22 protein-coding genes and 1 tRNA gene are annotated in these 25,525 nt (G+C 57.4%); 1 reads left to right on the top strand and 22 read right to left on the bottom strand.

Going from position 1 to position 25,525, the window contains the following annotated elements; translation table 11 throughout:
* Positions 1-11: 11 nt before the first annotated feature.
* The 6 genes from groES to PXT33_RS07700 form a co-directional block, all read right to left on the bottom strand.
* Positions 12-299, bottom strand: a complete 288-nt coding sequence (gene groES, locus PXT33_RS07725) for a co-chaperone GroES (RefSeq protein WP_005937287.1) — start codon at positions 297-299, stop codon at positions 12-14.
* 253 nt (positions 300-552) lie between these two features.
* Entirely contained in the window at positions 553-1,548 is a 996-nt protein-coding gene (locus tag PXT33_RS07720) for a diacylglycerol kinase family protein (protein ID WP_120019824.1), read from the bottom strand.
* 187 nt (positions 1,549-1,735) lie between these two features.
* Positions 1,736-4,036 carry an ATP-dependent Clp protease ATP-binding subunit gene (locus PXT33_RS07715; RefSeq protein ID WP_332376262.1) on the bottom strand — a complete coding sequence of 767 codons (2,301 nt, stop codon included), beginning with the start codon at positions 4,034-4,036 and terminating at the stop codon, positions 1,736-1,738.
* A 139-nt stretch (positions 4,037-4,175) separates the two neighbouring features.
* Positions 4,176-4,439, bottom strand: coding sequence for a TIGR03905 family TSCPD domain-containing protein (locus PXT33_RS07710; RefSeq protein ID WP_005937268.1), 264 nt, complete (start codon positions 4,437-4,439; stop codon positions 4,176-4,178).
* A 91-nt stretch (positions 4,440-4,530) separates the two neighbouring features.
* Entirely contained in the window at positions 4,531-5,388 is an 858-nt protein-coding gene (locus PXT33_RS07705) for a PHP domain-containing protein (RefSeq protein WP_097774920.1), read from the bottom strand.
* 64 nt (positions 5,389-5,452) lie between these two features.
* The gene (locus PXT33_RS07700) at positions 5,453-7,720 is read right to left on the bottom strand and encodes a hydratase (protein WP_405002404.1); all 2,268 of its coding nucleotides are present in this window, start codon (positions 7,718-7,720) and stop codon (positions 5,453-5,455) included.
* 283 nt (positions 7,721-8,003) lie between these two features.
* Between PXT33_RS07700 and PXT33_RS07695 the strand changes: the two genes are divergently transcribed.
* A tRNA-Leu gene (locus PXT33_RS07695) sits at positions 8,004-8,087 on the top strand.
* A gap of 50 nt (positions 8,088-8,137) precedes the next feature.
* On the opposite strand, the gene PXT33_RS07690 is transcribed toward PXT33_RS07695, so the two are convergent.
* From PXT33_RS07690 to PXT33_RS07615, 16 genes are all read right to left on the bottom strand, one after another.
* Positions 8,138-9,655, bottom strand: coding sequence for a nicotinate phosphoribosyltransferase (locus PXT33_RS07690; protein ID WP_005937257.1), 1,518 nt, complete (start codon positions 9,653-9,655; stop codon positions 8,138-8,140).
* A gap of 224 nt (positions 9,656-9,879) precedes the next feature.
* On the bottom strand, positions 9,880-11,394 hold the full coding sequence (locus tag PXT33_RS07685) for an IMP dehydrogenase (RefSeq protein WP_154258848.1): 1,515 nt from the start codon (positions 11,392-11,394) through the stop codon (positions 9,880-9,882).
* A gap of 546 nt (positions 11,395-11,940) precedes the next feature.
* Positions 11,941-12,228, bottom strand: a complete 288-nt coding sequence (locus PXT33_RS07680) for a hypothetical protein (RefSeq protein WP_332376259.1) — start codon at positions 12,226-12,228, stop codon at positions 11,941-11,943.
* A 177-nt stretch (positions 12,229-12,405) separates the two neighbouring features.
* Positions 12,406-13,143, bottom strand: a complete 738-nt coding sequence (locus PXT33_RS07675) for an acyl-[acyl-carrier-protein] thioesterase (protein ID WP_223387781.1) — start codon at positions 13,141-13,143, stop codon at positions 12,406-12,408.
* Positions 13,144-13,206: 63 nt separating this feature from the next.
* Positions 13,207-14,439: a spermidine/putrescine ABC transporter substrate-binding protein gene (locus PXT33_RS07670; protein WP_332376258.1), complete on the bottom strand. Its 1,233-nt coding sequence runs from the start codon at positions 14,437-14,439 to the stop codon at positions 13,207-13,209.
* On the bottom strand, positions 14,439-15,284 hold the full coding sequence (locus PXT33_RS07665) for an ABC transporter permease (RefSeq protein WP_005937234.1): 846 nt from the start codon (positions 15,282-15,284) through the stop codon (positions 14,439-14,441). The genes PXT33_RS07670 and PXT33_RS07665 overlap by 1 nt, the downstream gene beginning before the upstream one ends.
* Positions 15,284-16,099, bottom strand: a complete 816-nt coding sequence (locus PXT33_RS07660) for an ABC transporter permease (protein ID WP_154255474.1) — start codon at positions 16,097-16,099, stop codon at positions 15,284-15,286. Before PXT33_RS07660 ends, PXT33_RS07665 begins: the two co-directional genes overlap by 1 nt.
* Before the next feature lie 9 nt (positions 16,100-16,108).
* Positions 16,109-17,155, bottom strand: a complete 1,047-nt coding sequence (gene potA / locus PXT33_RS07655; protein WP_097774916.1) for a spermidine/putrescine ABC transporter ATP-binding protein — start codon at positions 17,153-17,155, stop codon at positions 16,109-16,111.
* Positions 17,156-17,434: 279 nt separating this feature from the next.
* Entirely contained in the window at positions 17,435-18,418 is a 984-nt protein-coding gene (locus tag PXT33_RS07650; RefSeq protein WP_332376257.1) for a DUF4340 domain-containing protein, read from the bottom strand.
* A 12-nt stretch (positions 18,419-18,430) separates the two neighbouring features.
* On the bottom strand, positions 18,431-19,861 hold the full coding sequence (locus PXT33_RS07645; protein WP_154258838.1) for a Gldg family protein: 1,431 nt from the start codon (positions 19,859-19,861) through the stop codon (positions 18,431-18,433).
* A gap of 15 nt (positions 19,862-19,876) precedes the next feature.
* On the bottom strand, positions 19,877-20,749 hold the full coding sequence (locus tag PXT33_RS07640) for an ABC transporter permease (RefSeq protein ID WP_207698208.1): 873 nt from the start codon (positions 20,747-20,749) through the stop codon (positions 19,877-19,879).
* Entirely contained in the window at positions 20,746-21,720 is a 975-nt protein-coding gene (locus tag PXT33_RS07635) for an ABC transporter ATP-binding protein (protein ID WP_207698209.1), read from the bottom strand. Before PXT33_RS07635 ends, PXT33_RS07640 begins: the two co-directional genes overlap by 4 nt.
* 189 nt (positions 21,721-21,909) lie before the next feature.
* The gene (rpmE, locus tag PXT33_RS07630) at positions 21,910-22,110 is read right to left on the bottom strand and encodes a 50S ribosomal protein L31 (RefSeq protein WP_005937210.1); all 201 of its coding nucleotides are present in this window, start codon (positions 22,108-22,110) and stop codon (positions 21,910-21,912) included.
* 234 nt (positions 22,111-22,344) lie between these two features.
* Positions 22,345-23,685 carry a TRAP transporter large permease gene (locus PXT33_RS07625; RefSeq protein WP_005937207.1) on the bottom strand — a complete coding sequence of 447 codons (1,341 nt, stop codon included), beginning with the start codon at positions 23,683-23,685 and terminating at the stop codon, positions 22,345-22,347.
* A 1-nt stretch (position 23,686) separates the two neighbouring features.
* On the bottom strand, positions 23,687-24,208 hold the full coding sequence (locus tag PXT33_RS07620) for a TRAP transporter small permease (protein ID WP_005937205.1): 522 nt from the start codon (positions 24,206-24,208) through the stop codon (positions 23,687-23,689).
* Between the two features lie 99 nt (positions 24,209-24,307).
* The gene (locus PXT33_RS07615) at positions 24,308-25,399 is read right to left on the bottom strand and encodes a TRAP transporter substrate-binding protein (RefSeq protein ID WP_005937202.1); all 1,092 of its coding nucleotides are present in this window, start codon (positions 25,397-25,399) and stop codon (positions 24,308-24,310) included.
* Positions 25,400-25,525: the final 126 nt, after the last annotated feature.

The following is a 25,525-nucleotide window of genomic DNA, read 5'->3' as shown; positions in this document are numbered from 1 at the left end:
GGGGAAACTGCTCAGTCCTCAACGACTGCCAGGATATCGCCCTGACGGACGATGGTGCACTCTTCGCCGTCCACCTTGACCTCGGTACCGGAGTACTTGCTGGTGAGGACCTTGTCGCCGACCTTCACAGTCATCTTGACTTCCTTGCCGTCCACAACGCCGCCGGGGCCGACAGCGATGACCTCAGCCACCTGGGGCTTTTCCTTAGCACTGCCGGTCAGGATCAGACCGCCCTTGGTGGTCTCCTCAACCTCAACAGCCTTAATGACAACACGGTCTGCAAGAGGAATGATCTTCATAGTTCTTGCCCTCCTATAGTAAAAATATAATTTAAAACTTTGCTGTGTCCAAAGGGCCTCCTGTCGGCTCTTTGGTTCTTTAGCACTCCATTTCTCTGAGTGCTAAGTGTATTGTACTCATCTTGACCCAAAAAATCAAGACCTTTTTTGCTTCTTTTTGTTAAGAATTTATGACAGATGAAAAAATCAGCCGTACAGCGAAAAAGAGACAGCTTTCTTCTTGGACAAAAAAGCTGTCTCTTCTTCTGGTTTTTCATGTTCGGTCTGCACTCTGTGCCGTCCTCTGCGCTGCAAAGCGCTCAAAAGCAGGCTTTGGCAGAAGGATGCGCCCTGCCAGCGGCTGTACCTGTACAGTGATCTGCTCCTTGGGTGCGCATTCACCGTCTGCCGTGGCAACGATCGGCCCGCGGCCATCCGCAGCGCGCAGGCTCACCTGTTTTGCGCGGCGGTAAATGAAGTACGGCTCTGCAGCCCTGACGAGCTGACCGTTCTGGAAGTGCTTGCCGCTCTTGTACATTCCCAGCAGCTTTGCAATGGTCACGCGGCTCACCTTGCGGATGATATATACATCCAGCCAGCCATCGTCGGGCTGTGCTTCCGGCGCTGCATAGAAGCCGCCGCCATAGGTGCGGCCATTGCAGATGGCACACATCAGGCAGTCCACATCCAGCGTTTCACCATCGATGGTGTACTCCACCCTGCGGCCGATGTGTCCGCACAGCTGTTCCACAATGGAAAGCACATAGGCCATCTCGCCGCCGCACAGCGGGATGCGCCGGAACTTCGGGATGCCGTAGGCAACCTGCGCATCCAGACCGGCAGCGCAGATGGTGGCCGAAAGGCCAAGGCTGGTCTGCATCAGATCGATGCTCACCGGCCCACCGGCCAGCTGGGCATCCAGATCCAGAAACTCTTCCTTTGTACCAAAGGTGCGCAGAAAATCGTTGCCGCTGCCAAAGGGCAGACAGCCCACGGCTGCATTTGCATAGCCATAGATCCCGGTGAGCGCTTCGTTGAAGGTGCCGTCGCCGCCGGCAGTGAAGACCCGCAGTTCTTCCCCGCTCTGCCGGGCCTGCTGCGCAGCGGCATTGGCCAGCTCCCGGGCATGACCGGCGTGATTTGTGACCTGAATGGCATATTCTTCCGGCGCAAGCCCTGCACGCGCGGCGGCAGCATTGATCTGCTGCGGCAGCGTACGGGTGCAATCGGCCTTACCGGCAGTTGGGTTCAAAAGAAATAATGTGCGCATGGACTTCCTCCTGCAATTCTGTTGCTTCTATGATAACAGAAAACCAAAAGGATGCAAGAGCCAATCTCACAATGTCCCTGCCCCGTACGCACAAAAAAGGAGCGGATGTCTCCGCCCCCCCCTGCAGACAAAAAAATACCGCCCCGGGTCTTGTAACTCAGGGCGGTCCTTTTGAGCTTCCGATGCTTTACAGTGTTGCGGTTTCGTCCTCCCGCAGGACGATGGCACCATCCGCCGAGCAGTCCGCTGTCCAGTGCTGGCCCACGCAGGCCGTACCGGATGCGATCTGATCCGCAAGTGCCTGCTCCACTGCCCTGTCCACTGCGCGGCGCAGTTCTCTGGCCCCGTAGGCAGAGCGGGCCTTTGCTGCCAGCGCCTGCCCTACCCGCGGTGTGTGATGCAGCTGGTAGCCGCTGCGGGCGGCACGCTGCTCCAGCTGGCACAGCATTTTTTCGGCAATGGCGCACAGGCTGTCGTCGGCCAGCGGACGGAATACGATCATCTCGTCCAAACGGCCTGCCAGCTCTGGCCGGAACCACTTTTTTGCCTCCTCAATGGCCTGCGCAGACTGCTTTTCAAACACGGCTTCGCTGCCCGCCGCAAAGCCCAGCGGCGTGCTCTGACCCGCCAAAAAACGTGCGCCGAGGTTTGAGGTGAGCAGTACAATGGTGTTGCGGAAATCCGCCTTGCGGCCCATGGCATCGGTCAGCTGGCCATCTTCCAGTATCTGCAAAAGGATGTTCTGAATGTCCGGGTGTGCCTTTTCGATCTCGTCAAACAGCACCACACTGTAAGGGCGGCGGCGCACTGCTTCGGTCAGCTGTCCGCCCTCGTCATGGCCCAGATAGCCCGGCGGCGCACCCAGCAGCCGGGCAGCGGTGTGCTGTTCCTGATACTCCGACATATCAAATTTGAGCAGGGCTTTTTCGCTGCCGAACCAGCTGACCGCCAGCGCTCGGGCAAGAGCCGTTTTGCCCACTCCCGTGGGGCCAAGAAACAGCATGGCACCCATGGGCCGGCCCGGCTCGCCAAGACCGGTGCGGCTGCGCCGGATGGCACCTGCCACCGCAGCCACAGCCCGGCTCTGGCCCACGATCTCGGCGTTGAGACGTTCTTCCAGCTTGTCCAGTCGTTCCCGCTCCTGCTCACCTACCCGCTCCACCGGCACACCGCTGGCCTGCGCCACCACATGGGCGATATCGTCCGGCATCAGCGTGGGCTTTGACTGCTTTGCCTGCTCGGCCCGGATGCGTGCCGCCGCACAGGCTTCGTCCACAAGGTCGATGGCCTTATCCGGCAGAAAGCGCCCCGGCAGATACCGCACCGAAAGCTCCACCGCAGCCTGCAGCGCTTCCGGCGGAAGGCAGACATTGTGGTAGCACTCATAGCGCGGCGCAAGCCCATTGAGGATATCCAGCGCCTGCGCAGGCGTAGGCTCCTCTACCTGCACCTTGCCGAAACGGCGTTCCAGTGCGGCATCCTTCTGGATGTGGGTGCGGAACTCTTCGGTAGTGGTAGCGCCGATAATTTGTATCTCGCCCCGGGCCAGCACCGGTTTTAAGATGCTGGCTGCATCGATGGCACCCTCCGCTGCACCGGCACCCACGATGGTGTGGAACTCGTCCACGAACAGGATGGAGCTGCCGTCCCGCACCAGCTCTTCCAGCAGGTTCTTGAACCGCTCCTCAAAGTCACCGCGGTATTTGGTGCCCGCCACAAGGCTGGCCATATCCAGTGCCAGCAGACGGCGGCCCTTGAGCGCACGGGGCACACGATCCGTGGCAATGCGCTGGGCCAGTCCTTCGGCAAGGGCGGTCTTGCCCACGCCCGGCTCCCCCACAAGGCAGGGGTTGTTCTTCTGACGGCGGCATAAGATCTCCACCATGCGGTCCAGCTCTGCTTCCCGGCAGAACACCGGGTCCAGTTCCCGTTCCGCAGCACGGCGGGTCAGATCCCGGCAGTACTTATCACTGGCGCGGCTGCCGCGCGGCGCGCTGACCGTGGTCCGCGTCTGATACGGCAGTACGAACTGCCCGGACAGCTGGCGGCACTCCCGCACGGCATCTGTGAGCTGCACGCCCATGGATGCCAGCAGGATGCCTGCTGTGCAGCCGTCATCCTCCAGCATGGCGCAGAGCAGATGTTCCGGCTCGGCCCGGTTCAGGTGCGCGTTCTGTGCCCCGATGATGGCGTAATCCATGGTGCGCTTGAGGTCCGGCGCAAGAGCGTAGCGGTCCAGATGCAAAGCCGGTGCGCGGCGGCTCTCGGCCAGCTGACGGCGCACCTCCGGTTCCCGGATCTGCTTGCCCTCCAGAAACCGTGCTGCCGCCCCGTGATCCTGCTGCAGGATCGCCAGCAGCAGGTGGCCGGTATCGGCTTTTTCGCAGCCAAGGTTCCCGGCAAGCTCCACCGCACTGCGCAGCAGCTGATCCGACTCGTGCGAAAAGCCCTTGTACCCGCCAAAGCCAAGTTTTTCCCAAATACTCATTTGCCCGCTCCTTGCTGATGAAATTCGTTTTCACAAGAAGTATAGCCCCGAAGCACAGAAAAAAAACATCTCTTTCTGTCGGGATGGGAAAACAAAAAGGAGATACCCGCAGGCATCTCCCCTTCGCTGTTTGATTTTTTCAGTCCATTTCGGCCAGAGCCTTTTTCAGGTTCTTGGCGATCTGATCCGGGCAGCTGGTATTGCGGAAACCGCAGAGCGTGCCCTCCATGCGGTCGATCACATCTTCGGCCTTCATGCCCTTGACCAGACGGCAGATGCCCTTCAGGTTGCCGTTGCAGCCGCCAATGACCTCCATGGACGCAATGGTGTGGTCATCGTTCAGCACAAAGTTGGTCTGCTTGGAACAGGTGCCGCTGTTCGGGAAGCTGAATTCCTTGCTCATAGTTCAAAATCCTCTCTTTTTGACAGAAATCCCGACGAAGATCGTCTGCTTCTATTATAGAGCAGCGTGCCGGAATGTCAATGTGACCGGGTCACACATCAATACCGCGGCGCTTGTGGGCCAGCTCCAGAATGCGTGCCACCTGATCGTCTGCCGTGGTACAGGTGCCCACCGGGTGCGGCACCTTGTGGTTTGCACCGTGGAAGTCCGTACCGCCGGTATGGATCAGCCCATACTGCTCACACAGAGCAGCACACTCGGCCCTGTCCTCCGGGCTGTTGCGGGGGTGCTCCACCTCAATGCCGTCGATGATGCCCTCTTTGGCAAGCTGACGCACCAGCGGCATGCTCTTGTAAACGGTCGGGTGTGCAAATACCAGCACCGCACCGGCAGCTTTCGCCGTGGCGATCACTTCCTGCACCGAGGGATATTTTACCTGATGCAGCACCACGCCGCGCGGCTCCCAGCCAAAGAGATAACTGTACAGCTTGCCGTACACAGCATCGCACAGCCCCAGCTGGTGCAGCGCTTCCATAATGCCGCTTTTGAACAGCACACCGCTGTCCTTTGCGTATTCCAGCGCCTGTTCCGTGCGGAACTGCGGGTACAGCGCTTCGATCTCCTTTGCGCTTTGCAGGCCGCACTCGTTGCGGCGCTGTCGCAGGATGTCGCAGTGCTCCTTCAGTTCCCGGCTTTCCGGGTCCGGGAAGTAGCACAGCAGGTGCACGCGATGCTTATGCTCATGGTCATAGCCGGTCAGCTCGGTGGCCGGAAGCAGGCGCACGCCGTCCTGCACAGGGTGCTCATAGCAGTAGTTTACGCTGAGCAGGGTGTCGTGGTCGGAAATGGCCATGGTGTCCAGCCCCGCCCGCGCCGCCATGAGCGGCAGGCGGTGGATGGGCACAGAGCCATCGGAACAGGTGGAATGGTTGTGAAGATCGCCGGGCATGGAAAATGAACCTCCCAAGAAAGCCAGAGAAAGGCTTCCCCCAAAGAGGAAGCCTTCTATCATATCAGTGCTTATAGAAATTGATCAGGCAGCCGTCGGCCAGGATCTTGCGCTCGTCGGCGGTCAGCGGGGCCATGTACAGGCTGAACTCCTTTGCGGTGTCGCCCAGCACATAGGCCTTGATATCCTGCAGGTCGCCCTTGAGGGCCTCGCGGACATTCGGGATAAAGACATAGTCGCCCAGACCGAAGGGCGTTGCGCCCACCAGCTGCAGCGGCAGCATACCCCAGTTGATGAGGTTGGAGCGGTAGCGCTTGGTGGCGTACTCGGTAACGATGTTGGCACCGGCCCCCAGCACACGCTGGCAGCTGGCCGCCTGCTCACGGGCAGAACCATCGCCGGGCTTGACGGCAAAGATGGTGGATGCGATCTGCACATCGTTCCAAGTCAGGTTTTCGCAGCCGGGCACCTTGTGCAGCTGGGCCAGCACCTCGGCGCTGCCCTCGCCTGCACGGCGGGCCTTTTCTTCGGCCTGCACGGCCTTGGCACGGCCCACATACTCCGGGTCCTTGCGGCTGAGGGTAAACTCGGCCAGACCCAGAGGATTGGAACGATAAGACGAAGTCTCACCGGAGGGGATCAGCTCGTCGGTGGTGGTGACAGGGTCGGTGATGTAAGATGCCACCTTCAGCAGCAGGTTATCGCCCAGCGGTGCAATTTCGGGCCAGTCCTTGATGTTGGGGCCAAGCTTGAGCAGGGCATCGTAATCGCCCTTGCCAAAGCCCTGATACACGCGGGTATCGTAGCTGGAAGGATCGTACTGATACTCCGGCACGGTGGGATCATAGTCGATATCGGTAGCCGGGGTCAGAATGCCGCCGTTGGCCGTGGTGGCCGCAATGCTGCGGGCATCCATCAGTGCCACACCGGAAAGCTGGCCGTTGCCGGGCTTGGAGCCTTCGCGGCTGGGGAAGTTGCGGGTGGTATGGCGGATAGACAGCGCGCCGTTGGCGGGCACGTCGCCTGCGCCGAAGCAGGGGCCGCAGAACGCAGTGCGGACGGTGGCACCGCTGGCCATCAGGTCGTGGATGACTCCGGTGCGCACCAGTTCCATCATGATGGGCTGGCTGCCGGGATACACGCTCAGGGCGTAGTCACCGCAGCCGCCGGTGTGGCCCTTGAGGATGGAGGCAGCTTCATAAATGCTGTCGTACAGACCGCCTGCGCAGCCTGCGATCACGCCCTGATCCACACGCAGTTTACCGTTCTCGATCTTGCTGCACAGGTCAAGGCTGACATCCTTGCGGCCGATCAGCTTCTGCACATCCTGCTCGCAGGCATGGAGAATATCCTCAAGGTTTGCGTTCAGCTCTTCAATGGTAAATGCATTGGAGGGATGCATGGGCAGTGCGATCATGGGGCGGATGGCAGAAAGGTCTACCTTTACCACACCGTCGTAATAAGCAAGGTCGGCCGGAGCCAGCTTCTTATAGTCGGCGGCACGGCCATGCACCGCAAGGAATTTCTGCGTCGTTTCGTCGGTTTCCCAGATGGAGGACAGGCAGGTGGTCTCGGTGGTCATGGCATCGATGGCGTTGCGGGTATCCTGACGCAGAGACGCAACGCCGGGGCCGACAAACTCCATCACCTTGTTTTTGACATAGCCGCTCTTGAACAGCTTGCCCACCAGCGCAATGGCCACATCGTGCGGGCCGCAGCCTGCAGGCAGAGAGCCGGTGAGATAAATTGCAACAACACCCGGACGGGCCACATCGTAGGTGCGGCCCAGCAGCTGCTTTGCCAGCTCGCCGCCGCCCTCACCAATGGCCATGGTGCCCAGAGCACCGTAGCGGGTGTGGGAGTCCGAGCCAAGGATCATCTTGCCGCAGCCCGCAAACTTTTCGCGCATGTACTGGTGGATGACCGCCAGATGCGGGGGCACAAAAATGCCGCCGTATTTTTTGGCGGCGGACAGGCCGAAGCGGTGGTCGTCCTCATTGATGGTGCCGCCCACGGCGCAAAGGCTGTTGTGGCAGTTGGTGAGCACATACGGAATGGGGAATTTCTCCAGACCGGACGCACGGGCCGTCTGGATGATGCCCACAAAGGTGATGTCATGGCTGGCCATGGCATCGAACTTGATCTTCAGGTTTTCGGCATCGCCGCTGGTGTTGTGGGCCTGCAGAATGCTGTAGGCCATGGTGCCGGTCTTTGCGTTCTCGATGGCTGCGGCATCAAAGCCCTTTGCTGCCAGTGCGGCGCTTGCTTCGCCGTCTGCAGGCACCCATTCACCGCGGGCATAGTATGCGCCGCCGGTGCTGCACTTGATCATATCCAACATCTCGATTCGCCTCTCTTTTTGTATTTCCCGCCCGCCCTATCTTGCGGGCACTGCCCCAGCAGAGCGGTACGCTGCCCGCTCTGCCCTCTTCTGCCGCGCTGCCAAAGCATGCGGCTACGGCCCGGAAAACCGTATCTGAAGGTTATTATACCATGAAACCACGGAAAGAAAAAGCACTTTTTACAAATGAATCGTGAATGGAGGATGAAGAGACGGGCTCCGTGCTTTTTCTTGACAAAGAAGCCATTCTATTGTATTATTATTAGCGTTGTATGCCGCTGTGGTGAAATTGGCAGACACGAGGGACTTAAAATCCCTTTCTGGAGACAGAGTACGGGTTCGACCCCCGTCGGCGGCATAAAAAGACCCCCCAAGCTTACGCTTGAGGGGCTTTTTATTTTGCTTATTTTACACCTTGCCGCCGTGCAGCTCTGCATACATCTTGGAACGGCACTCGGCCACAGCCGGGGTCATGTTCACATAGTGCTTATGCGGGCACTCCAGACGCAGCTCGCTCTCCCAGGTCTCCTCGGTGAGCTGCTTTGCAATGTAGGCCTTCTTCTCTGCGATCGAAGGCAGCTCAATGGCCAGCTGACCATTCAGCACATGCGGCACCAGCAGCTTTTTGACCTTGGTGGGGGTAATGGTGACGGTGCGCTCGATGGCATCGGAGTCCAGATTGACCATCGTGACGGGCTTGCCCGCCTCGATGACTTCATCATCCATGGCGATCAGGTCACACTGGGCCTGGCCATTTTCATCGTAGAGACGCCACGGCATCTTCTTGCCCGGAATGATGGCCTTGCTGGCGGAATCCGAGCACTTCATCTTGGGAGTGTAGCTGCCATCCGGCTGCTTGACCGCCACCAGCTTGTACACACCGCCGAACACGGGGTCGGAAGCAGAGGTGATCAGGTTTTCGCCCACGCCGTAGGAGTCAAAATGAGCGTGCTCATACAGCTCCATGTTGGCGATCTTCTTTTCGTCCAGACCATTGGAAGCCACCAGTTTGATGTAAGGTTTACCGGCCGCATCCAGTGCCTTGCGCAGGCGCTTGGAGCCGCGGGCCAGGTCGCCGGAGTCGATACGGGCGCTCTTGACGCGGCGGTTCGGGTCGTTGGGGTATTTTTCGATGAGGTAATCGTCCAGTTTAATGAGGTTGGGCAGACCGCTCTCCATGATATTATAGGTGTCCAGCAGCAGACTGACCGAATCCGGGTAGGTATCGGCAAAGGCCTTGAAGGCATCAAACTCCGTGGGGAAGAACTCGATGAAGCTGTGCGCTACGGTGCCCACAGCCTTGACCTCCGCGCCGAACTTCATCTCGGCCAAACAGTTGGCAGTGCCCACGCAGCCGCCCAGAACAGCAGCATATGCACCATCGTTGCCAGCGCTTTCGCCCTGCGCACGGCGGGTGCCGAATTCCATCACGCTGCGGGGCGTGTGGGTGTTCAGGCCGGTGACGCGGGTAGCCTTGGTGGCGATCAGACTGTGGAAGTTCATGGTCTGCAGCAGGTAGGTCTCGATCAAAATTGCGCCCACGAGGTCGCACTCGATGCGCACCATCTGCACATGCGGGTATGCCACCGTGCCCTCAGGCAGAGCGTACATGTCGCCCTTCCACTGATAGGTGCGCAGATACTCGCAGAATTCCTCACTCATGCCCTTGGTGCGCAGCCACCAGATATCCTGTGCATTGAAGTGGTAGTTCAGCAGGAAGCGGGTCAGCTTGCGCTGACCGGCGCTGATGGAGTAGCCCTGAGCATCCGGGTTCTTGCGGAAGAACATATCAAACACCAGCGTGGTGTCCTTGAATCCGTGCAGGAACAGGCAGTTTGCCATTGTAAATTCATAAAAATCCACGACCATTGCGGGGTTGTCGTAGTCCTCATCTGGAATATAAGGCACAACCTTGATTTCGTCCATGAATAGTATCCTCTCTTCTTTACACCCGGCAAAGGCTCCTTGCTGTCCCCTGCCGTTCTGACCTGTGGGAAGGTTTGCGCGCCTGCCTGTCTTGACAGTGCGTTTCTATCATGATATCACCAAACGCAGAGCGGTGCAAGCATTTTTGGAAAATCCCGGTCAATTTCCGGTAAGAAAAAGCCGCCCATACACAAACAGCATGGGCGGCTTTCAGAACAAACGTGTTAACCGTTGATGATATTGGGGGTAGCATTCTTCAGCACAACGTCGTGGCTGCCGCCCTCAACGATGGAGGTAGAGGAAACCACGGTCAGCTTTGCTTTCTGCTGCAGCTCCGGGATGGACAGAGCGCCGCAGTTGCACATGGTGCTCTTGACCTTGTACAGAGTGGTCTGCACACCGTCAGCCAGAGGACCGGCATAGGGCACGTAGCTGTCCACGCCTTCCTCAAAGCTCAGCTTGCTGGAACCGCCCAGATCGTAGCGCTGCCAGTTGCGGGCACGGTTGGAGCCTTCGCCCCAGTACTCCTTCATATACTGGCCGTTGATGCGCACCTTATTCGTGGGGCTTTCGTCAAAGCGGGCAAAGTAGCGGCCCAGCATCACGAAGTCTGCGCCCATAGCCAGTGCGAGAGTGATGTGGTAATCGTGGACGATGCCGCCGTCGGAGCAGATGGGCACGTAGATGCCGGTCTCCTTATAGTACTCATCGCGGGCCTTTGCCACCTCGATGACAGCGGTAGCCTGACCACGGCCAATGCCCTTGGTCTCGCGGGTGATGCAGATAGAACCGCCGCCAATGCCGATCTTCACGAAGTCTGCACCAGCCTCGGCCAGGAAGCGGAAGCCCTCGGCATCCACAACGTTGCCTGCGCCCACCTTGACGGTATCGCCGTAGTGCTCACGGATCCAGCCGATGGTGCGGCTCTGCCACTCGGAGTAACCCTCGGAAGAGTCGATGCACAGCACATCCACACCGGCATCCACCAGTGCGGGCACGCGCTCAGCGTAATCGCGGGTGTTGATGCCTGCGCCCACCACATAGCTCTTGTTCTTATCCAGCAGTTCATTGGCGTTCTTCTTGTGGGAGTCGTAGTCCTTGCGGAACACCATATACTTCAGGTTGCCCTCGGCATCCACCAGAGGCAGGGTGTTGATCTTGTTATCCCAGATGATGTTGTTGCAGTCGTGCAGGGAGGTGTTCTCCGGTGCAGTGACCAGCTTTTCAAGCGGGGTCATGAAGGTGGTGACAGGGGCATCATCCGGAGTGTGGTTGATGCGGTAGTCACGAGATGCAACAATACCCAGCAGCTTGCCGCTCGGAGTGCCATCGGCAGTGATGGCAATGGTGGAGTGGCCGGTGCGCGCCTTCAGCTCCAGCACATCGTGCAGGGTGGCAGTGGGGGCCAGGTTGGAATCGGACACGACATAACCGGCCTTGAAGCTCTTGACGCGGCGCACCATGGCAGCCTCGTTCTCAATGCTCTGAGAGCCGTAGATGAAGGACACGCCGCCCTGACGGGCCAGTGCAATGGCCAGCTTATCGCCAGAGACCGCCTGCATGATGGCGCTGATCATGGGAATATTCATCTGCAGGGGGCACTCCTCCTCGCCCTTGCGGTACTTGACCAGCGGGGTCTTGAGGCTGACAGCCGTGGGGATATTCTCTGCAGAGGAATAGCCGGGGATCAGCAGATATTCACCGAAAGTGCGGGAAGGTTCTTTATAGAAATAAGCCATGTTCAAACTCCTTTTCTCTTAACGCATCAACATCAATCGGATTCATGTTTGCAACCTATAAATTGATTGTATATACTGTACCACAAAGCCAGCCGGAATACAAACCCCCGCCGCGCCAAACTTTGTAAATGTCCTTTGCAGAAAAACAGGCAAATTGCCCACCAAAATGGCGTAAGGTCATACTTTCCCGCATGAGAAGCCGGTTTTTGCGTGATTTATGGATGCAAAAAAGCTCGTCCAGAACGGACGAGCTTTTTTGCACACGAAGCGGGATACCGCCTGTGCGGCACATGGATCACGACTGTGAAGGAGAACAGCCGGAGGAGGAGAACCTGTGCCCGATATCCCAAAAAACAAGAAGAAAAAGATTTCACACTCAGCAGGGCTTATGCCCTTGCTGTAACCATATTGTAACTCTTTTGAAACCATTTTGCAATAGGGTTTTGTAATTTTTCTGTAATTTCTTTTGTTAACTTTTTGTAGACACATATAAAGCCCCTGCCAGAAAATTTCCGGCAAGGGCTTTGCAGATCATTCTTTATTTTCTTAATAGCACTTTTTGCAAGCAGTGATGCCTTCCGCTTTTGCTGTCGATAATGTAACCTTTTCCGGGTCTTTCATATTGCTGCAGGTAGACTTGCTGTGATATTTTTTGCCGCCGTGCGTTGGGACCCAGACCATCTGCTCCGTCTTTTTGCCGGCAGAAATGGTCTGAACGGCTGCAGTGGACGGCTTGCAGGCCGCAGTCTGTACACTGGCGGCAGATGCCGCCGGGCACAGCAGACTGAAGCACAGTACCAGAACGGCCGCAAGGACTCGGAGATGTTTTTTCATTTGTTTTATCCTCCTTTGGACAATCAGAAGATCCTTCTAATAAAAGAGTACTCCCTGTTCCTCAGAGGATGCAATTCTCAAAATGCGCCGTTTTTTCTGCACGGGTGACGCTTTTTTGCATTGCTCGCTTATTTTCAGCTAAAAGCGGCGCAGCGGTTCTCTTGAGAAATCAACGATTTACACGTTTGTCTTTCCCACCTCCAGATAGCACTCAAAGCTGGTCTGGCCGTTGTGCTTTCCGACCACATACCAGCCATCCGCCGAAGGAGCATAAAACACCTCTGCCGTTTCTCCCATCGGGATCTCGCGGTGGTAGTTGATAGAAGCAAAGGTCACGGGGCCTTTGCGCATCACTTCCAGCGGCAGCGCATCGCAGACAAGGTCCAGATAGAATGCGTTGTTCAAATGGCCGTTCAGATCGCACTGGGAATAATGCACCGTCCACTCCCCTGCGCTGGTCAGACCATCCTTGCACTTGTGCAGCTGCAAAGGCAGCTCGTCCTCCACCGTATCGTTCCAGAAATTCTCCACCGTCCAGCCCGGCTCCCGCAGGATACGGCCCTCGGCAAGGCTTGCCACGATCCAGCGGCAGTCCACCATAGCCACCTCTTTGCCCTCGGCATCGGTCAGGGTGGTGATGCGTTTGACCGAACCGTGTTTGCTGACCTGCGCCCGGGAGGTAAGGGTCAGCGTTTCGGCACGCTGGGGCACGCGGTCAAATTTCAGGGCCTGCTTGCCCACCAGAAAGGTCACACCGCGATCTTTGAAGAACTGGTCATCCATACCAAAGGCGCGGGCGTGGTCTGTCGAAATCTGCTCCACATAGCGCAGCAGGGCGCTGGGCTTGAGCAGGCTGCGGAAGTCGGCATCTGCGTTCATGACTGTCATGGTCTCGGTGTAAAAGAACTGTTCCATGGTTTTTCCTTTCTATAAAAAGAGACCACTGCACGTTGTTCTGTGCAGCAGCCTCCTTTGCGTTTAATACTGATTGCGGTTGCGCCTGCGGACCTTGCGCCAGATGTTGAAGCAGGCCAGCGCTACCATGGCTGCCAGCAGCGCAAGGAACAGCAAACTGCTGCCACCCTCGTCGTAGCTCTTCATTTCGCTCCACTTCACGTCCAGCTCGCTGTTCACATCGTCGCTCAGGGCAGTGAACACCTTTTCCTTGGCGGCTTTCTCTTCGGACGGATAAGCGATCTCGCTCTCCTTCAGATCCTCGTCCAGCACCTCCCACACATCCTGCATGGGGGTGGTGTAGCCGATGTACTCGGCGTTTGCCTTGCCGATATCCGTCTCACACATGAAGTTAATGAACATTTCCGCAGCTTCCTGATGTTCGCTGGCAGCAGGAATGGTCATGCAGTCCACGGAAAGCACGCTGCCTTCTTCCGGGAACACCCATGCAAGGTCGGGATTATCGTCGATCATGGTGATGGCATCGCCGGAGTAGTACACACCGACGGCTGCCTCGCCGCCGATCATCTTATCAAAAATCTCGTCCATGACGTAGGCCTGCACCAGCGGCTTCTGAGCCTTCAGCTCTTCCACCACCTCATCCGCCTCTTCGGTGGACTGCGGGTTGATATCGTGGCCGCTCTTAAAAGCAGCAATGGCGTAAGCATCGCGGCTGTTGTTGAACATCAGGATATTGCCTGCGTACTGCTCGTCCCACAGGTCGGCCCAGCTGGTGGGCGCTTTGTCCACCATGGTGGTGTTATAAATGATGCCGGTGGTGCAGAGCATATAGGGCACGGTGTAGGCATTCTGCGGATCGTAATCCGGATTCACGTATTCCTGATTGATCTTTTTGAAGTTCGGGATATTGTCGTAGTTCAGAGGCTTGAGCATCCCCTCGGCGATCATTTTTGCCACCATGTAATCCGACGGAATGACCACATCGTAGTTGGCTGCACCGGACTTGAGCTTTGCGTACATGGACTCGTTGGAGTCGAAGGTGGTGTAGTTCACCTTGATGCCGGTGAGCTTTTCAAAAGCCGCCACCACGTCCACGCTGTCGTCCGAGCCGTTGGAGATGTACTCGCCCCAGTTATAGACATTGATGGCCACGTTCTGGCCCTTGAAGCGGGTCCAGTCGTAATCGTCCGATACCGAGACATCCTCGGTGACTTCGATGGTGCCGGCGGCAAAGGCGGGCATTGCACAGCAGACCGCCATTGCCAGCGCCAGCAGCAACACAGCAAAACGTTTCATCACACGCCCTCCCCTCTCAGCGCCTTCTGGTCGCGGCGGTAGCTGCGGCTCTCCATTGCGTTGGAGATCAGAATGATGCACAGAATGACCACGAACATGATGGTGGACAGCGCATAGATCTCCGGGCTGACCTTTTTACGGGTCATGGAGTAGATGGCGATGGGCAGCGTTTCCACCGTGCCGCAGTTGAAATAGGAGATCATGAAGTCGTCGATGGAATAGGTCAGGCAGATGAGGAATGCCGACAGGATGGCCGGGCTGATCTCCGGCAGGATGACCTTGAAGAAGGCCTGCTTGGGGTCGCAGCCAAGGTCGAGCGCTGCCTCATACAGCTTGATATCCAATTGCTTGAGCTTGGGCGTGACGTTGAAGATGACATATGGCACATTGAACGCGATATGCGCAATGAGCAGCGTCGGGAAGCCCATGATGGTATCCGGCAGCCAGGAGACACCCCCGGCAAAGCGCTGGTAGGCCACAAACAGCAGCATGAGCGAGATGCCGGTGATGATCTCCGGGTTGACCACCGGGATATAGGTGATGTTGGTGACGACAAGGCGGCTCCCGCGGCCCATGGACGCAATGCCCAGACTTGCCGCTGTACCCAGCACAGTGGCAATGACCGCAGAGATCAGAGCCACTTCCAGCGAGACCAGCAGCGCATGCAGGATGGAGGAGTTGTGCAGCAGGCTGGAGTACCACTTGAGGGTAAAGCCGGTGAAGAGCGAATAGCCCTTGGACTGGTTGAAGCTGAATACGATCATGTATGCAATGGGCAGGTACATGAAGCAGAAAAACAGCACGATATAGACGCGCTGCATCAGGCGCAGATGTTTCGTTTTCATCAGGACACGCCCTCCATTTCATCTTCGTCAAAGCTGGACGTGAAGCTCATGCACAGCAGCACAATGATCATCAGCACAAGGCTCATGGCAGAACCCACGTTCAGATTGTAGCTGTTGCCCAGAAACTGCATCTCGATCAGATCGCCAATGAGCAGGTTGGAGCCGCCGCCCAGCATACGGCTGATAACAAAGGTGGACACCGCCGGGACGAACACCATGGTGATGCCGGTGCTGATGCCGGGCACGCTCATGGGAATGAGCACCCGGAGAAGGGTCTTGGTGGTGGAAGCGCCCAGATCCTGCGCAGCTTCCACCAGGCTCTGGTCGATCTTGGTCATGCTGGTGTACAGCGGCAGGATCATATAGGGCACATAGTTATACACCATGCCCAGCACCACCGCGCCGGAGGTGTTGAGTATATTGAAGGGGCCAAGGCCGAACACGCCCAGAACAGCGTTCACCGGGCCGTTGATGCTGAGCAGGCCCATCCATGCATAGGTGCGCAGCAGGAAGTTCATCCACATGGGCAGCATAACCAGCATGAGCATGATGTGCTGCTTGTTCACCCGCAGGCGGGAAAGAAAATAGCCCACCGGGAACGCAATGACCAGACAAATGACCGTGGCAATGAGGGCCAGCAGCAGGCTGCGGGCAAACACAGAGCCGTAGCCGCTGATGGAGGTGAGGTTATCCAGCGTGAAAGCTCCGTTTGCATCCGTAAATGCATAGTACACCACGATGATCAAAGGCACCACTGTGAACAGCGTCATCCATACAAAGTACGGATAGGCCAGCTTTTTATCGTAAATCTTCATCATTGCGGCTCACCCCTCTGAACGCGCCATAATGTGGATCTCGTTGGGGCCGATGCGCATACCAATGGTCTCACCGGGGGTGCAGGCGCGGGTGGAATGGATCAGCCATTCGCGGCCCTCGCACTCCACATGCATCTCAAAGTGGACACCCTTGAAGATGACATCGTTCACAACGCCGACAAGCTGGCCTTCCACAGGAGAGACCACCTCGATGTCCTCGGGGCGCACCACTACCTGCACGCTCTGTTCACGGGCAAAGCCGCGGTCCACACAGGGGAAGTCCACGCCGGAGAAGGACACCAGAAAATCCCGGTGCATCACGCCGTCCACGATGTTGGAATCGCCAATGAAGTCTGCAACAAAGGCATTCTTCGGCTCATTGTAAATATCCTCCGGCGTGCCGATCTGCTGCACCTTGCCGCCGTTCATGACCACGACGGTATCGGACATGGTAAGGGCTTCCTCCTGATCGTGGGTAACATAAATAAAGGTAATGTTCATTTCGCGCTGCAGGCGCTTCAGCTCCAGCTGCATCTCCTTGCGCAGCTTGAGGTCCAATGCGCCAAGGGGTTCGTCCAGCAGAAGGATCTCCGGCTCGTTCACCAGACTGCGGGCGATGGCCACGCGCTGCTGCTGGCCGCCGGACATCTGGCTGATGCTGCGGCGCTCGAAGCCTTTCAGGCCAACAACTTCCAGCATGTTGCGCACCTTGCGGCGGATGGTCTCTTCGTCCATCTTTTTGAGCCGCAGACCGAAGGCCACGTTCTCGAACACGTTCAGGTGCGGGAACAGTGCGTATTTCTGAAAAACGGTGTTCACCGGGCGCTTATAGGGCGGCACGCCGGTAATGTCCTCACCTTTCAGCAGCACTTTGCCGGAATTGGGTTCCAGAAAACCTGCGATCAGACGCAGGGTGGTGGTTTTGCCGCAGCCGGAAGGGCCCAGCAGCGTCACGAACTCTTTGTCATGGATGTCGAGGTTCAGCCCATCCAGAATGCGCTGACCGTCAAATTCCACTACGATATCCCGCAGTGAAACGATCACCGAGTTGTCCATTTTTTACTTTATCCTCCTTGTAACTCAGATACGAAAAAAGACAGGGCCATGCCCCATCCCTCGTACCAGGGCGACCCAGCCCCGCACAACATCCATGACGACCGGAGAACCTGCAAAAGCAGGCTCTTATATTGCGCAGTTATTCTGCCCTGTCTCGTCTATCTTAATCAATCTTTGCTGAAATGTCAATCACTCTGCCAATGTTTGCCGAAGCTTTACACGCCGCAACAAAAAAACATGCGCCGCAGCGGGCTTTCCGCATACGGCGCGCAAAGGTTTTTATTCCGCTTTTAAGGCAGCGGCCGTTATCAGAAGGGCCTGCACAGTGTCAAGGTCAACCGCATAGACGGAACTGTCCCCCTCCACCATCATCCAGCAGCCGTCTGCATTTTCGGCGTAGTGGAGGGTCACGGTCCCATCGGCAGAGGCGGCCCGCACCGTTGCAAGCGGTGCAGCAAAGCCATAGGCCGAAGGGTCGGCATCCGTGATTTGTGCGGTCACATAGCCTGCCAGAGCAGAGAGGATGCTCTGCACCTTGCTGTCGTCCAGATCGGCAAAGGGTTCATCGGCCAGCCGCCACACGGTCTGATAGGTGGTGGAATCGGCCGCACTTTCCGAGGAATCGCTCTCCGCTTCCGCAGGCTCAGAGACTGCATTCAGTGCAAGGGTGCCGCTGCCCGTCATAATGGAAACACTTTCCAGCGCGGAGGCTGTCAGTCCCGCCGGGTTGAACGCGCCAAAAAGGTCCGCTTTGGTCAGCTCAAAGCAGGCCGCCTTGTTGCCAGAAACGGTGTACACGGCATCGTCCCCTGCCTTCTGCACGTACAGATCTCCTGTGACCGGGTTCTCGGTGCCAAAGGCAAAGGTATTCGTCTCGCCTGCCGCCGTCACCGTGACCGTAACAGCCGGGTCGGCAAGGCCGTAGTCCTCGCCGGGCTGAGCCGTGAGCTGACGTTTGGCGTTCAGGGATGCCAGCGCCGTGACCATGGTATTGCAGGCAGATACATCCAGATGATAGTCCGGGTCATCCGCCAGCGTCCAGCTGCCGGAATCGTAATTTAGGGTAAGCGTTTCGCCGCCATAGGCATACCGGATGCTGGTCACATCGCCTGCCGCAAAAGAAGAAAGCAGGATGCTGCCCTCTGCGGCGGCGCTGGAAGCAGCCTCTTCTGCGGCATTGCTGCGGCTGACAAACCACAGCAGCCCGCCCAGCACAAGCACCAGCACCAGAAGCACCGCAAGGGTGCGCTGTTTTGTTTTCATGGCAGTGCCCCCTTACCTGCGGCGACGCAGCAGCACCTCCACAGCACCTGCAATGAGCACTGCTGCGGGCAGCACGAATACGAACACCATGCCCAGCGTCATGGATGCGGAAGCCGGGACCGTGATGGGTGCAGCTTCCAGTGCTTTGGTGTCGATGAGCAGGCTCTGCCCTACCAGCGAAGCGGCACAGCCCTGCAGGAAGGTCAGGTTGCCCGGGATGGACTGGTACACCTGCTCGTTGTCCATGTTGGGGCAGCCGATCCAGATCACCTCGGCACCGGTGGAGTCATTGCGCGCCCATACGGCCAGCGAGAACGGGCCGTCGGTATCGCCGGCTTCCTTTGCGGAAGAAGAGCTGGCATCAAAGTCCTGCTTGCTGTAGGCATCCTCGGTGGTATACAGCAGCGGCTCCGCCGTCACATCGTCTGTCTCGGTAATGGTGATGCCCTGTGCCACCGAGAGCATCACATGGGTGCTCTGATTCACGCCGTCCAGCGCGGTGCTTTCGTCGGCGGCCGCGTAGTCCGGGAACAGCGAGTACGGGTAGCCGTACAGCGCGTGGCCCGCATCGCCCTCCACCACAAGGCCCGGCTCACGCGCAAGGCCGAACTGTGCCATCACTGCATCCAGATTGGGCGTTTCGGTATAGCCGCTGGTGGTCAGCAGCACCTTGCCGCCGTTTTCCAGATAGGCCTGCAGCTGCGCGATCTCATCCACAAGGCCGTCAGCTGCAAAATCCGAAGCGGGGTCGCTGATGATGAGCAGATCACAGTCCTCCGGGATGGTGCCGGTGAGCAGATCCAGCGGCTGGGCATCGATATTCTGCGCCTTGAGCGCCTCGGTCAGCGAGGAGGTAAGCGCCTGCTCGCCGTGGTTGGTGGTGTAGTAGGCATGACTTTCTGCTGCGGCAGTCAGCTTGTAGATGGCAGAGCTGATCTGCTTTTCGCCGCCAAAGGTCACGTTGGCAGCGCCGGTGGTGTAGTAATCGGAGTAATCGTACTCGTAAAGTTCGGCGGCGTTCAGCACTTCGCTGTTCTCACCGCTGACCACGATCAGACTGCCGGTGGATGCATTCTCTGCGCCGTACTGCGCTGCAAAGGTCGGGTAAAGCGCCGGGTCCTTCTGCTCCCAGTGGAAGTGACCGCTCTCGTCGGCGTAGTGATCCAGCAGCTTGGTGATAATGGCATCCTCGCTGCCGGTCTCACAGAGATAATAAACAGTCACGTCCTGATCCAGGCTCTGCATCAGCTGTCTGGAGCTGTCGCCCAGCGTGTACATTTTGGCGGCAGAGAGGTCGAACTCGGTGTATTTTTTCGGGATGGCCCCCACCAGCAGGTTGATCAGCACGGCCAACACGATGGCTGCTGCCAGAATGGCCGTGGAGTACAGCCCATTGCGGAACACCTTGCCGTTTGCGGAGGAAGAAACTTTGAAATTTTTCATGTTGTTCCCCTTCCCTCAGTTCCAGCGGCGCTTTTCCAGCCCCTGCGCCGTGAAGAACAAAAACAGCATGGTCACGGTCAGGTAGTACACCAGCGTCGGGATGGAAAAGCTGTTGTTGACAAACTCTTCAAACGGCGTGAACAGGCACAGCCCGCTGAGCACCGCGCTGAACGCTTCAGTCAGCCAGCTGCTCTGCAGCAGGAACAGTGCCGTCAGCACCACACAGCAGCCCGCAAAGGTCAGGCAGCCCAGCGTAAAGCTGCGGGTACGCAGACCTGCCACCACACTGAGCACTGCCGCAATGGCGGTGAACAGGGCCAGCGCCACTGCGCTGCCTGCGGTGAACATGCTGCGCAGGCTGGGCATCATGTAGGCCAGCAGCAGTGCGGCAACACCTGCCACCGCAGCAATGATCTGATTCTCGGTCAGGCTGGAAAGAAACACGCCAATGGCAATGGCGGCGCAGCCCATGAGATAATAGCACAGCAGAGCGGCCAAGTTTGCCAGCGTGGCCGTGCCGGTGGCACCCAGTGCGGCCAGTACAAGGATCATGACCGCATCGGCAAGGCACGGCAGTGCAAAGATGACGCACAGGGCAAAGAATTTGCCCAGCACGATCTCCCACACAGACACCGGGCTGGTAAGCAGCAGCTGATCGGTGCGGGTGCGGCGTTCCTCTGCAAAGGAGCGCATGGTGAGCACCGGGATATACAAAAGCAGCACAAACGTGGTGCGGTAAAGCGTGTAATAGCCAAAATCCGTCAGGCCGTAGCCCAGATTCAGGGCAACAAAATAGATGGCCGTTGCCGCCAGCATAAAGGCGGTGAGCACGTAGCCGATCATGCCATGAAAGCTGCTGCGGATTTCGCGTTTTAAAATGGCGGTCATTCCGTTTTCTCCTCCCCTTCATCCGATGGTGTTTCAGACTCGTTTTCGGTCAGTGCAAGGAACACTTCCTCCAGCGTCCTGTTTTCCGCTGCCAGCGCCAGCACCGTGCATCCGGCCTGCGAAAGGGCGCGGGACACCTCGGCACGGCGGTCAGAAGCATCGGCACTTTCTGCGGTAAAGGTCACCTGTCCGTCGGCCTCGGATTCGATCTCCACCTTGCGGATGCCCGGAATGGAGCCGACTGTTTTCAGCACGGTCTTCCCCCCGCCCAGAGCGGTAGCGCGCAGACGGCTGCCGGGGTTCAGCTTTTCGGCCAGCTGTTCCGGCGCACCCACCGCCACCAAATGCCCCTTGGACAGGATCAGTACCTGACTGCACACCGCCTGCACCTCGCTGAGGATGTGGCTGGACAAAATGACCGTATGGGTCTTGCCCAGTTCCTGAATGAGTCTGCGGATCTCGATGACCTGTGCAGGGTCAAGGCCTACGGTAGGCTCGTCCAGAATGATGAGCTGCGGCGCGCCCAGCAGCGCCTGCGCAATGCCCACGCGCTGGCGGTAGCCCTTGGACAGACTGCGGATGAGCCGGGGCAGCACCTCTTCCAGCCCGGTGCGGCGGGCAGCTTTGCGCACCTGTTCTTTGCGGTCGGCCTTCTTTTTGATGCCTTTCAGCTCTGCAGCAAAATCCAGATATTCCTGCACCGTCATTTCCGGGTAGAGCGGCGGCTGCTCGGGCAGATAGCCCACACAGGCCTTGGCCTGCCGGGCCTGCTCCGGCAGGCTGAAGCCCGCCACCTTCACTTCACCGGAGGTGGGGGCAAGGTAGCCGGTGAGGATATTCATGATCGTGGATTTGCCCGCGCCGTTTGGGCCGAGCAGGCCGAAGATCTGGCCGTCGCCCACCGTAAAGGACAAATCTTCAATGGCAGGGTGCGTGCCATACTTTTTGCTCAGATGCGATACTTCGATCACAGCAAACGCTCCTTTTTCATCTAGTTCAATGCTGGTATATTTTAGACCGAAAATGTGTAAAAAATAAGACAATCCTGTGGCGGGATGCAAAAAGAATTCTTAAGAATGATTAAGGCCGCCCTTTCATATACCAAAAAGGCAGCAAAAAAGCACCGTCTCCCAAAGGAAACGGTGCTCAGAAAACCATAATTACTTACGGCCGAAACGCTTGTTGAAGCGCTCAACACGTCCGCCGGAGTCAACCAGCTTCTGCTTGCCAGTGTAGAAAGGATGGCACTTGGAGCAAACTTCGACGTGGATCTCAGGCTTGGTGGAACGAGTCTTAATGACGTTGCCGCATGCGCAGGTGATGGTGCAGTCAACGTAGTTCGGATGGATACCCTGTTTCATTCTTTTCACCTCATTTCTGGTTCTGACTTATTGGGGCCATATTATAAATGTATGTGCCCATCACAACCTTCAATATCGGCTACCCCGTCGAGCGGCCTTGGAAACGATTGCCTTACTATTATAGCACGATTCCGACAGAATGCAAGAGGGAAAATAAAGTTTTTAGCATACAAAAAAGTCCCCTGCACTTTCATGCAGAGGACTTTAACGGTTTTACCTTACGCCGTCAGGCCATCAGTGGATGAACACAGGACCCAGCGGGTTGGTGATGGGGCTGACGTAGCCGCCCAGCAGCTTGGGGATCGCCAGGCTGATGTCGGGGATGAAGGTCAGCAGCAGCAGTGCAACGAACATGCACAGGTAGAACGGCAGGGTCGCCTTGACGACCTTTTCCATCGGGCGCTTTGCAACGGCAGAGCCGATGAACAGCACAGCGCCGACAGGAGGAGTCAGCAGGCCGATGCCGCAGTTCAGAACCACAATGATACCGAACTGGATGGGATCGATACCGATGGAGGTTGCGATGGGCAGCAGGATGGGAGTAGCGATCAGGATGATGGGAGCCATATCCATGATGCAGCCCAGAACCAAGATGATCAAATCGATCAGCAGAGCGATGATGTAGGGGTTATCGGTGACGCTGGTAATGGCATTTGCAGCCAGATCCGGCACATGCAGCATGGTCAGGCAGTTGCCGAAGACTGCAGAGGTGGCGATCAGGATCAGCACGATGGACAGAGTGTTCACGCACTCATCCAGTGCATGCCAGACACCCTTCCAGTCCAGACCCTTGTAGACGAACACCGACACGAACAGAGAGTAGATAACTGCAATAGCTGCAGACTCGGTAGCGGTGAACACACCGCCAACAACGCCGAACACAACGATAATAACAGCGGCCAGTGCCCAGATGGAAGTGCCCAGCTGCTTAACGAAGCCCTTGATGCTGAACGGAGAGCCCTTGGGGTAATTCTCCTTGACCGAGATGATGTAGGAACCGATCATCAGGACGATGGCCAGCAGAGCACCGGGCAGATAACCTGCCAGGAACAGGCTGCCGACCGAGATGCCGCCGGCAGTGGTGGCATAAATGACCATGTTGTGGCTCGGAGGAACCAGCAGACCCTCGCAGGAGGAGGTGATGGTAACAGCAGTGGAGAAGTCGGCATCGTAGCCCTGATCGACCATCATGGGGATCATGATGGAGCCGATGGAAGCGGTATCTGCAGATGCAGAACCGGAAATACCGCCGAAGAAGTAGGAAGCAACGATGTTGACCATTGCCATGCCGCCGCGCATCCAGCCCACGCAGGCATCAGCCAGAGCGATCAGCTTTTCAGAAATGCCGCCGGAGCCCATGAGTACGCCCATGGTGATGAAGAACGGCACGGCCATCAGGCTGAAGGAAGAGATGCCCTTGACCATCAGACGGCAGACATCGGTCAGTGCCTGACCCTGCACCATCATGCACAGCACGCTGGAAAGACCAACGGCGTATGCAATGGGGAAACGCAGGAAGATCATTACAAAGAAGCTGACAAGAAGGACAATGATTGCCAGTGTCTGAACTGTCATATTACACTTCCTCCTTTACAAAAATGCTCTTGATGTGGTTGTACAGTGCCTCGATCTCGAAGATGATCATGGCAACACCGGCCAGCGGCACCGGGAAGTACATCCAGAAGCGGCTCAGCCAGGGCATGGACACGTAGAAGCCGCGGCCGCCCAGAGTGGTGGCATAGTTCCAGCCGACCACCATCATGATGACACCCAGAATGCACACGGCAAGATCGGCCAGAATATCCAGCACCTTGACGGCGATTTTGGGCAGATACACGTCAAACGCAGTCATGCGGATATGGGCACCGCGGCGGATGGCCAGAGCAGCACTCAGCACGGCCATGTAGCTCATACAGGTCAGCACAACCTCTTCCGACCATGCCGGGTCCGGGATGAACGAGACGTAACGACCGATGACCGACATGGTAGTGATGAGGATATCTGCGATCAGCAGCAGCTTGCAGATAAACAGGACCACTTTGTAGGTGATGTCGTACACCGGCTTGATCTTATCCAAAGTGGTAAAGATTTTCGGCATATGAATTCCTCCATATAAAAAGCCCGGCAGGTCTGCGGGCGTATCCCGTAGTCCCCCGCCGGGCTATATACTATCTCAGAACAGGAAAGGCTTTTTCAATTATGCCTTCATGTCCAGCAGCTGCTGATACAGCTCAGCCTGATCGGAGGTGTTCTCGCTGATGACCTTCTGGCAAGCTTCCTGCCAAGGTGCCTTATCGGGAACATCCACGACATTGCAGCCGGAGCTCTTCAGCTCATCCAGAACCTTGTTCTCAGCGGTCTCGGACAGGTCTGCATTGAAGGCCTGCGTATCAGCACCGGCCTCCATGATGGCAGCCTGCTGGTTCTCGGTCAGCTTGCCCCATGCGTTATCAGTGATAACAGCCTGAACAGCGCCCAGAGTGTGGCCGTCCAGGATCAGGTTGTTGGCAACCTCGGGGAATGCATTGGACTTGTAGTTTGCGATGGGCTGCTCAGCACCATCCACAACGCCGGTCTGCAGTGCGCTGTACAGCTCACCGAAGGAAACGACGGTGGGGTTAGCGCCCAGACCCTCGACCAGGCCGTTCATGACGGGGTCGTTGGACACGCGCAGCTTCAGGCCCTTGAAATCATCGATGCCGGAAACCGGGTTGACCGTGAAGAAGTGACGGAAGCCCTCTTCGCCGTAGAAGACACCACGAACGGGCAGGCCCAGCTCCTGAGGCTCGTTCAGGAACTCAGGTGCCAGATCGCTGTTGGCGAAGTTCCAGAAGTGTGCGCGGTTCTCGAAGGTGAAGGGGATAGACAGCAGCTTGGACTTGTTGCAGCCGTAGCTGGTCAGTGCGAAAGCGGAGATACGGCTCATATCGATGGAGGTAGAACCGCCCAGAATTGCATCCAGAACGTCGTTCTCAGAACCCAGAACGCCGGAAGCCTGCACGTCGATGACGACGGAACCGCCGGTCAGCTCCTCGACCTTCTCCTTGAAGTGGGTAGCGGTCTGACCAACGATGGTATCCAGCGGGTTGACCTCGGCGTAGACCAGAGTCACCTTGGGATCGTTTGCAGCAGCAGTAGCATCACCAGCAGCAGAAGCTGCGGTGGAAGAAGCTGCGGTAGAGGTGGAAGCAGCAGCAGAATTGCTGGAGCCACCACATGCGGTCAGAGCCAGAGCAGCGGCGGAAACACCGGCTGCTGCCAGAAAGCTGCGACGAGTGATCTTTTTCATAATAAATCGTCCTCCTTAAATCTCCCGAACAGCACGGTCTGCACAGGACCCGCATGCCGTTCATTTACTGTACACACTTTAGCAAATTTTTTAAACGAAACAAGGGCTTTCAAAAAATGTCCTGTT

It is taken from the genome of Faecalibacterium taiwanense, from assembly GCF_036632915.2.
GTDB lineage: Bacteria > Bacillota > Clostridia > Oscillospirales > Ruminococcaceae > Faecalibacterium > Faecalibacterium taiwanense.
The sequence above is the reverse complement of the archived record's forward strand: the minus strand, read 5'-3'. Positions and strand labels throughout refer to the sequence as shown.

Coding starts and splice junctions, on each gene's coding strand:
- groES (WP_005937287.1), bottom strand. CDS start 299: ATGAAGATCATTCCTCTTGCAGACCGTGTTGTCATTAAGGCTGTTGAG.
- PXT33_RS07720 (WP_120019824.1), bottom strand. CDS start 1,548: ATGCGCACATTATTTCTTTTGAACCCAACTGCCGGTAAGGCCGATTGC.
- PXT33_RS07715 (WP_332376262.1), bottom strand. CDS start 4,036: ATGAGTATTTGGGAAAAACTTGGCTTTGGCGGGTACAAGGGCTTTTCG.
- PXT33_RS07710 (WP_005937268.1), bottom strand. CDS start 4,439: ATGAGCAAGGAATTCAGCTTCCCGAACAGCGGCACCTGTTCCAAGCAG.
- PXT33_RS07705 (WP_097774920.1), bottom strand. CDS start 5,388: ATGCCCGGCGATCTTCACAACCATTCCACCTGTTCCGATGGCTCTGTG.
- PXT33_RS07700 (WP_405002404.1), bottom strand. CDS start 7,720: ATGATCAAGTGCAGCACCGGCGGCGCATACTATGCCCGCGGTGAATGG.
- PXT33_RS07690 (WP_005937257.1), bottom strand. CDS start 9,655: ATGGACGAAATCAAGGTTGTGCCTTATATTCCAGATGAGGACTACGAC.
- PXT33_RS07685 (WP_154258848.1), bottom strand. CDS start 11,394: ATGGCTTATTTCTATAAAGAACCTTCCCGCACTTTCGGTGAATATCTG.
- PXT33_RS07680 (WP_332376259.1), bottom strand. CDS start 12,228: ATGAAAAAACATCTCCGAGTCCTTGCGGCCGTTCTGGTACTGTGCTTC.
- PXT33_RS07675 (WP_223387781.1), bottom strand. CDS start 13,143: ATGGAACAGTTCTTTTACACCGAGACCATGACAGTCATGAACGCAGAT.
- PXT33_RS07670 (WP_332376258.1), bottom strand. CDS start 14,439: ATGAAACGTTTTGCTGTGTTGCTGCTGGCGCTGGCAATGGCGGTCTGC.
- PXT33_RS07665 (WP_005937234.1), bottom strand. CDS start 15,284: ATGAAAACGAAACATCTGCGCCTGATGCAGCGCGTCTATATCGTGCTG.
- PXT33_RS07660 (WP_154255474.1), bottom strand. CDS start 16,099: ATGAAGATTTACGATAAAAAGCTGGCCTATCCGTACTTTGTATGGATG.
- potA (WP_097774916.1), bottom strand. CDS start 17,155: ATGGACAACTCGGTGATCGTTTCACTGCGGGATATCGTAGTGGAATTT.
- PXT33_RS07650 (WP_332376257.1), bottom strand. CDS start 18,418: ATGAAAACAAAACAGCGCACCCTTGCGGTGCTTCTGGTGCTGGTGCTT.
- PXT33_RS07645 (WP_154258838.1), bottom strand. CDS start 19,861: ATGAAAAATTTCAAAGTTTCTTCCTCCGCAAACGGCAAGGTGTTCCGC.
- PXT33_RS07640 (WP_207698208.1), bottom strand. CDS start 20,749: ATGACCGCCATTTTAAAACGCGAAATCCGCAGCAGCTTTCATGGCATG.
- rpmE (WP_005937210.1), bottom strand. CDS start 22,110: ATGAAACAGGGTATCCATCCGAACTACGTTGACTGCACCATCACCTGC.
- PXT33_RS07625 (WP_005937207.1), bottom strand. CDS start 23,685: ATGACAGTTCAGACACTGGCAATCATTGTCCTTCTTGTCAGCTTCTTT.
- PXT33_RS07620 (WP_005937205.1), bottom strand. CDS start 24,208: ATGCCGAAAATCTTTACCACTTTGGATAAGATCAAGCCGGTGTACGAC.
- PXT33_RS07615 (WP_005937202.1), bottom strand. CDS start 25,399: ATGAAAAAGATCACTCGTCGCAGCTTTCTGGCAGCAGCCGGTGTTTCC.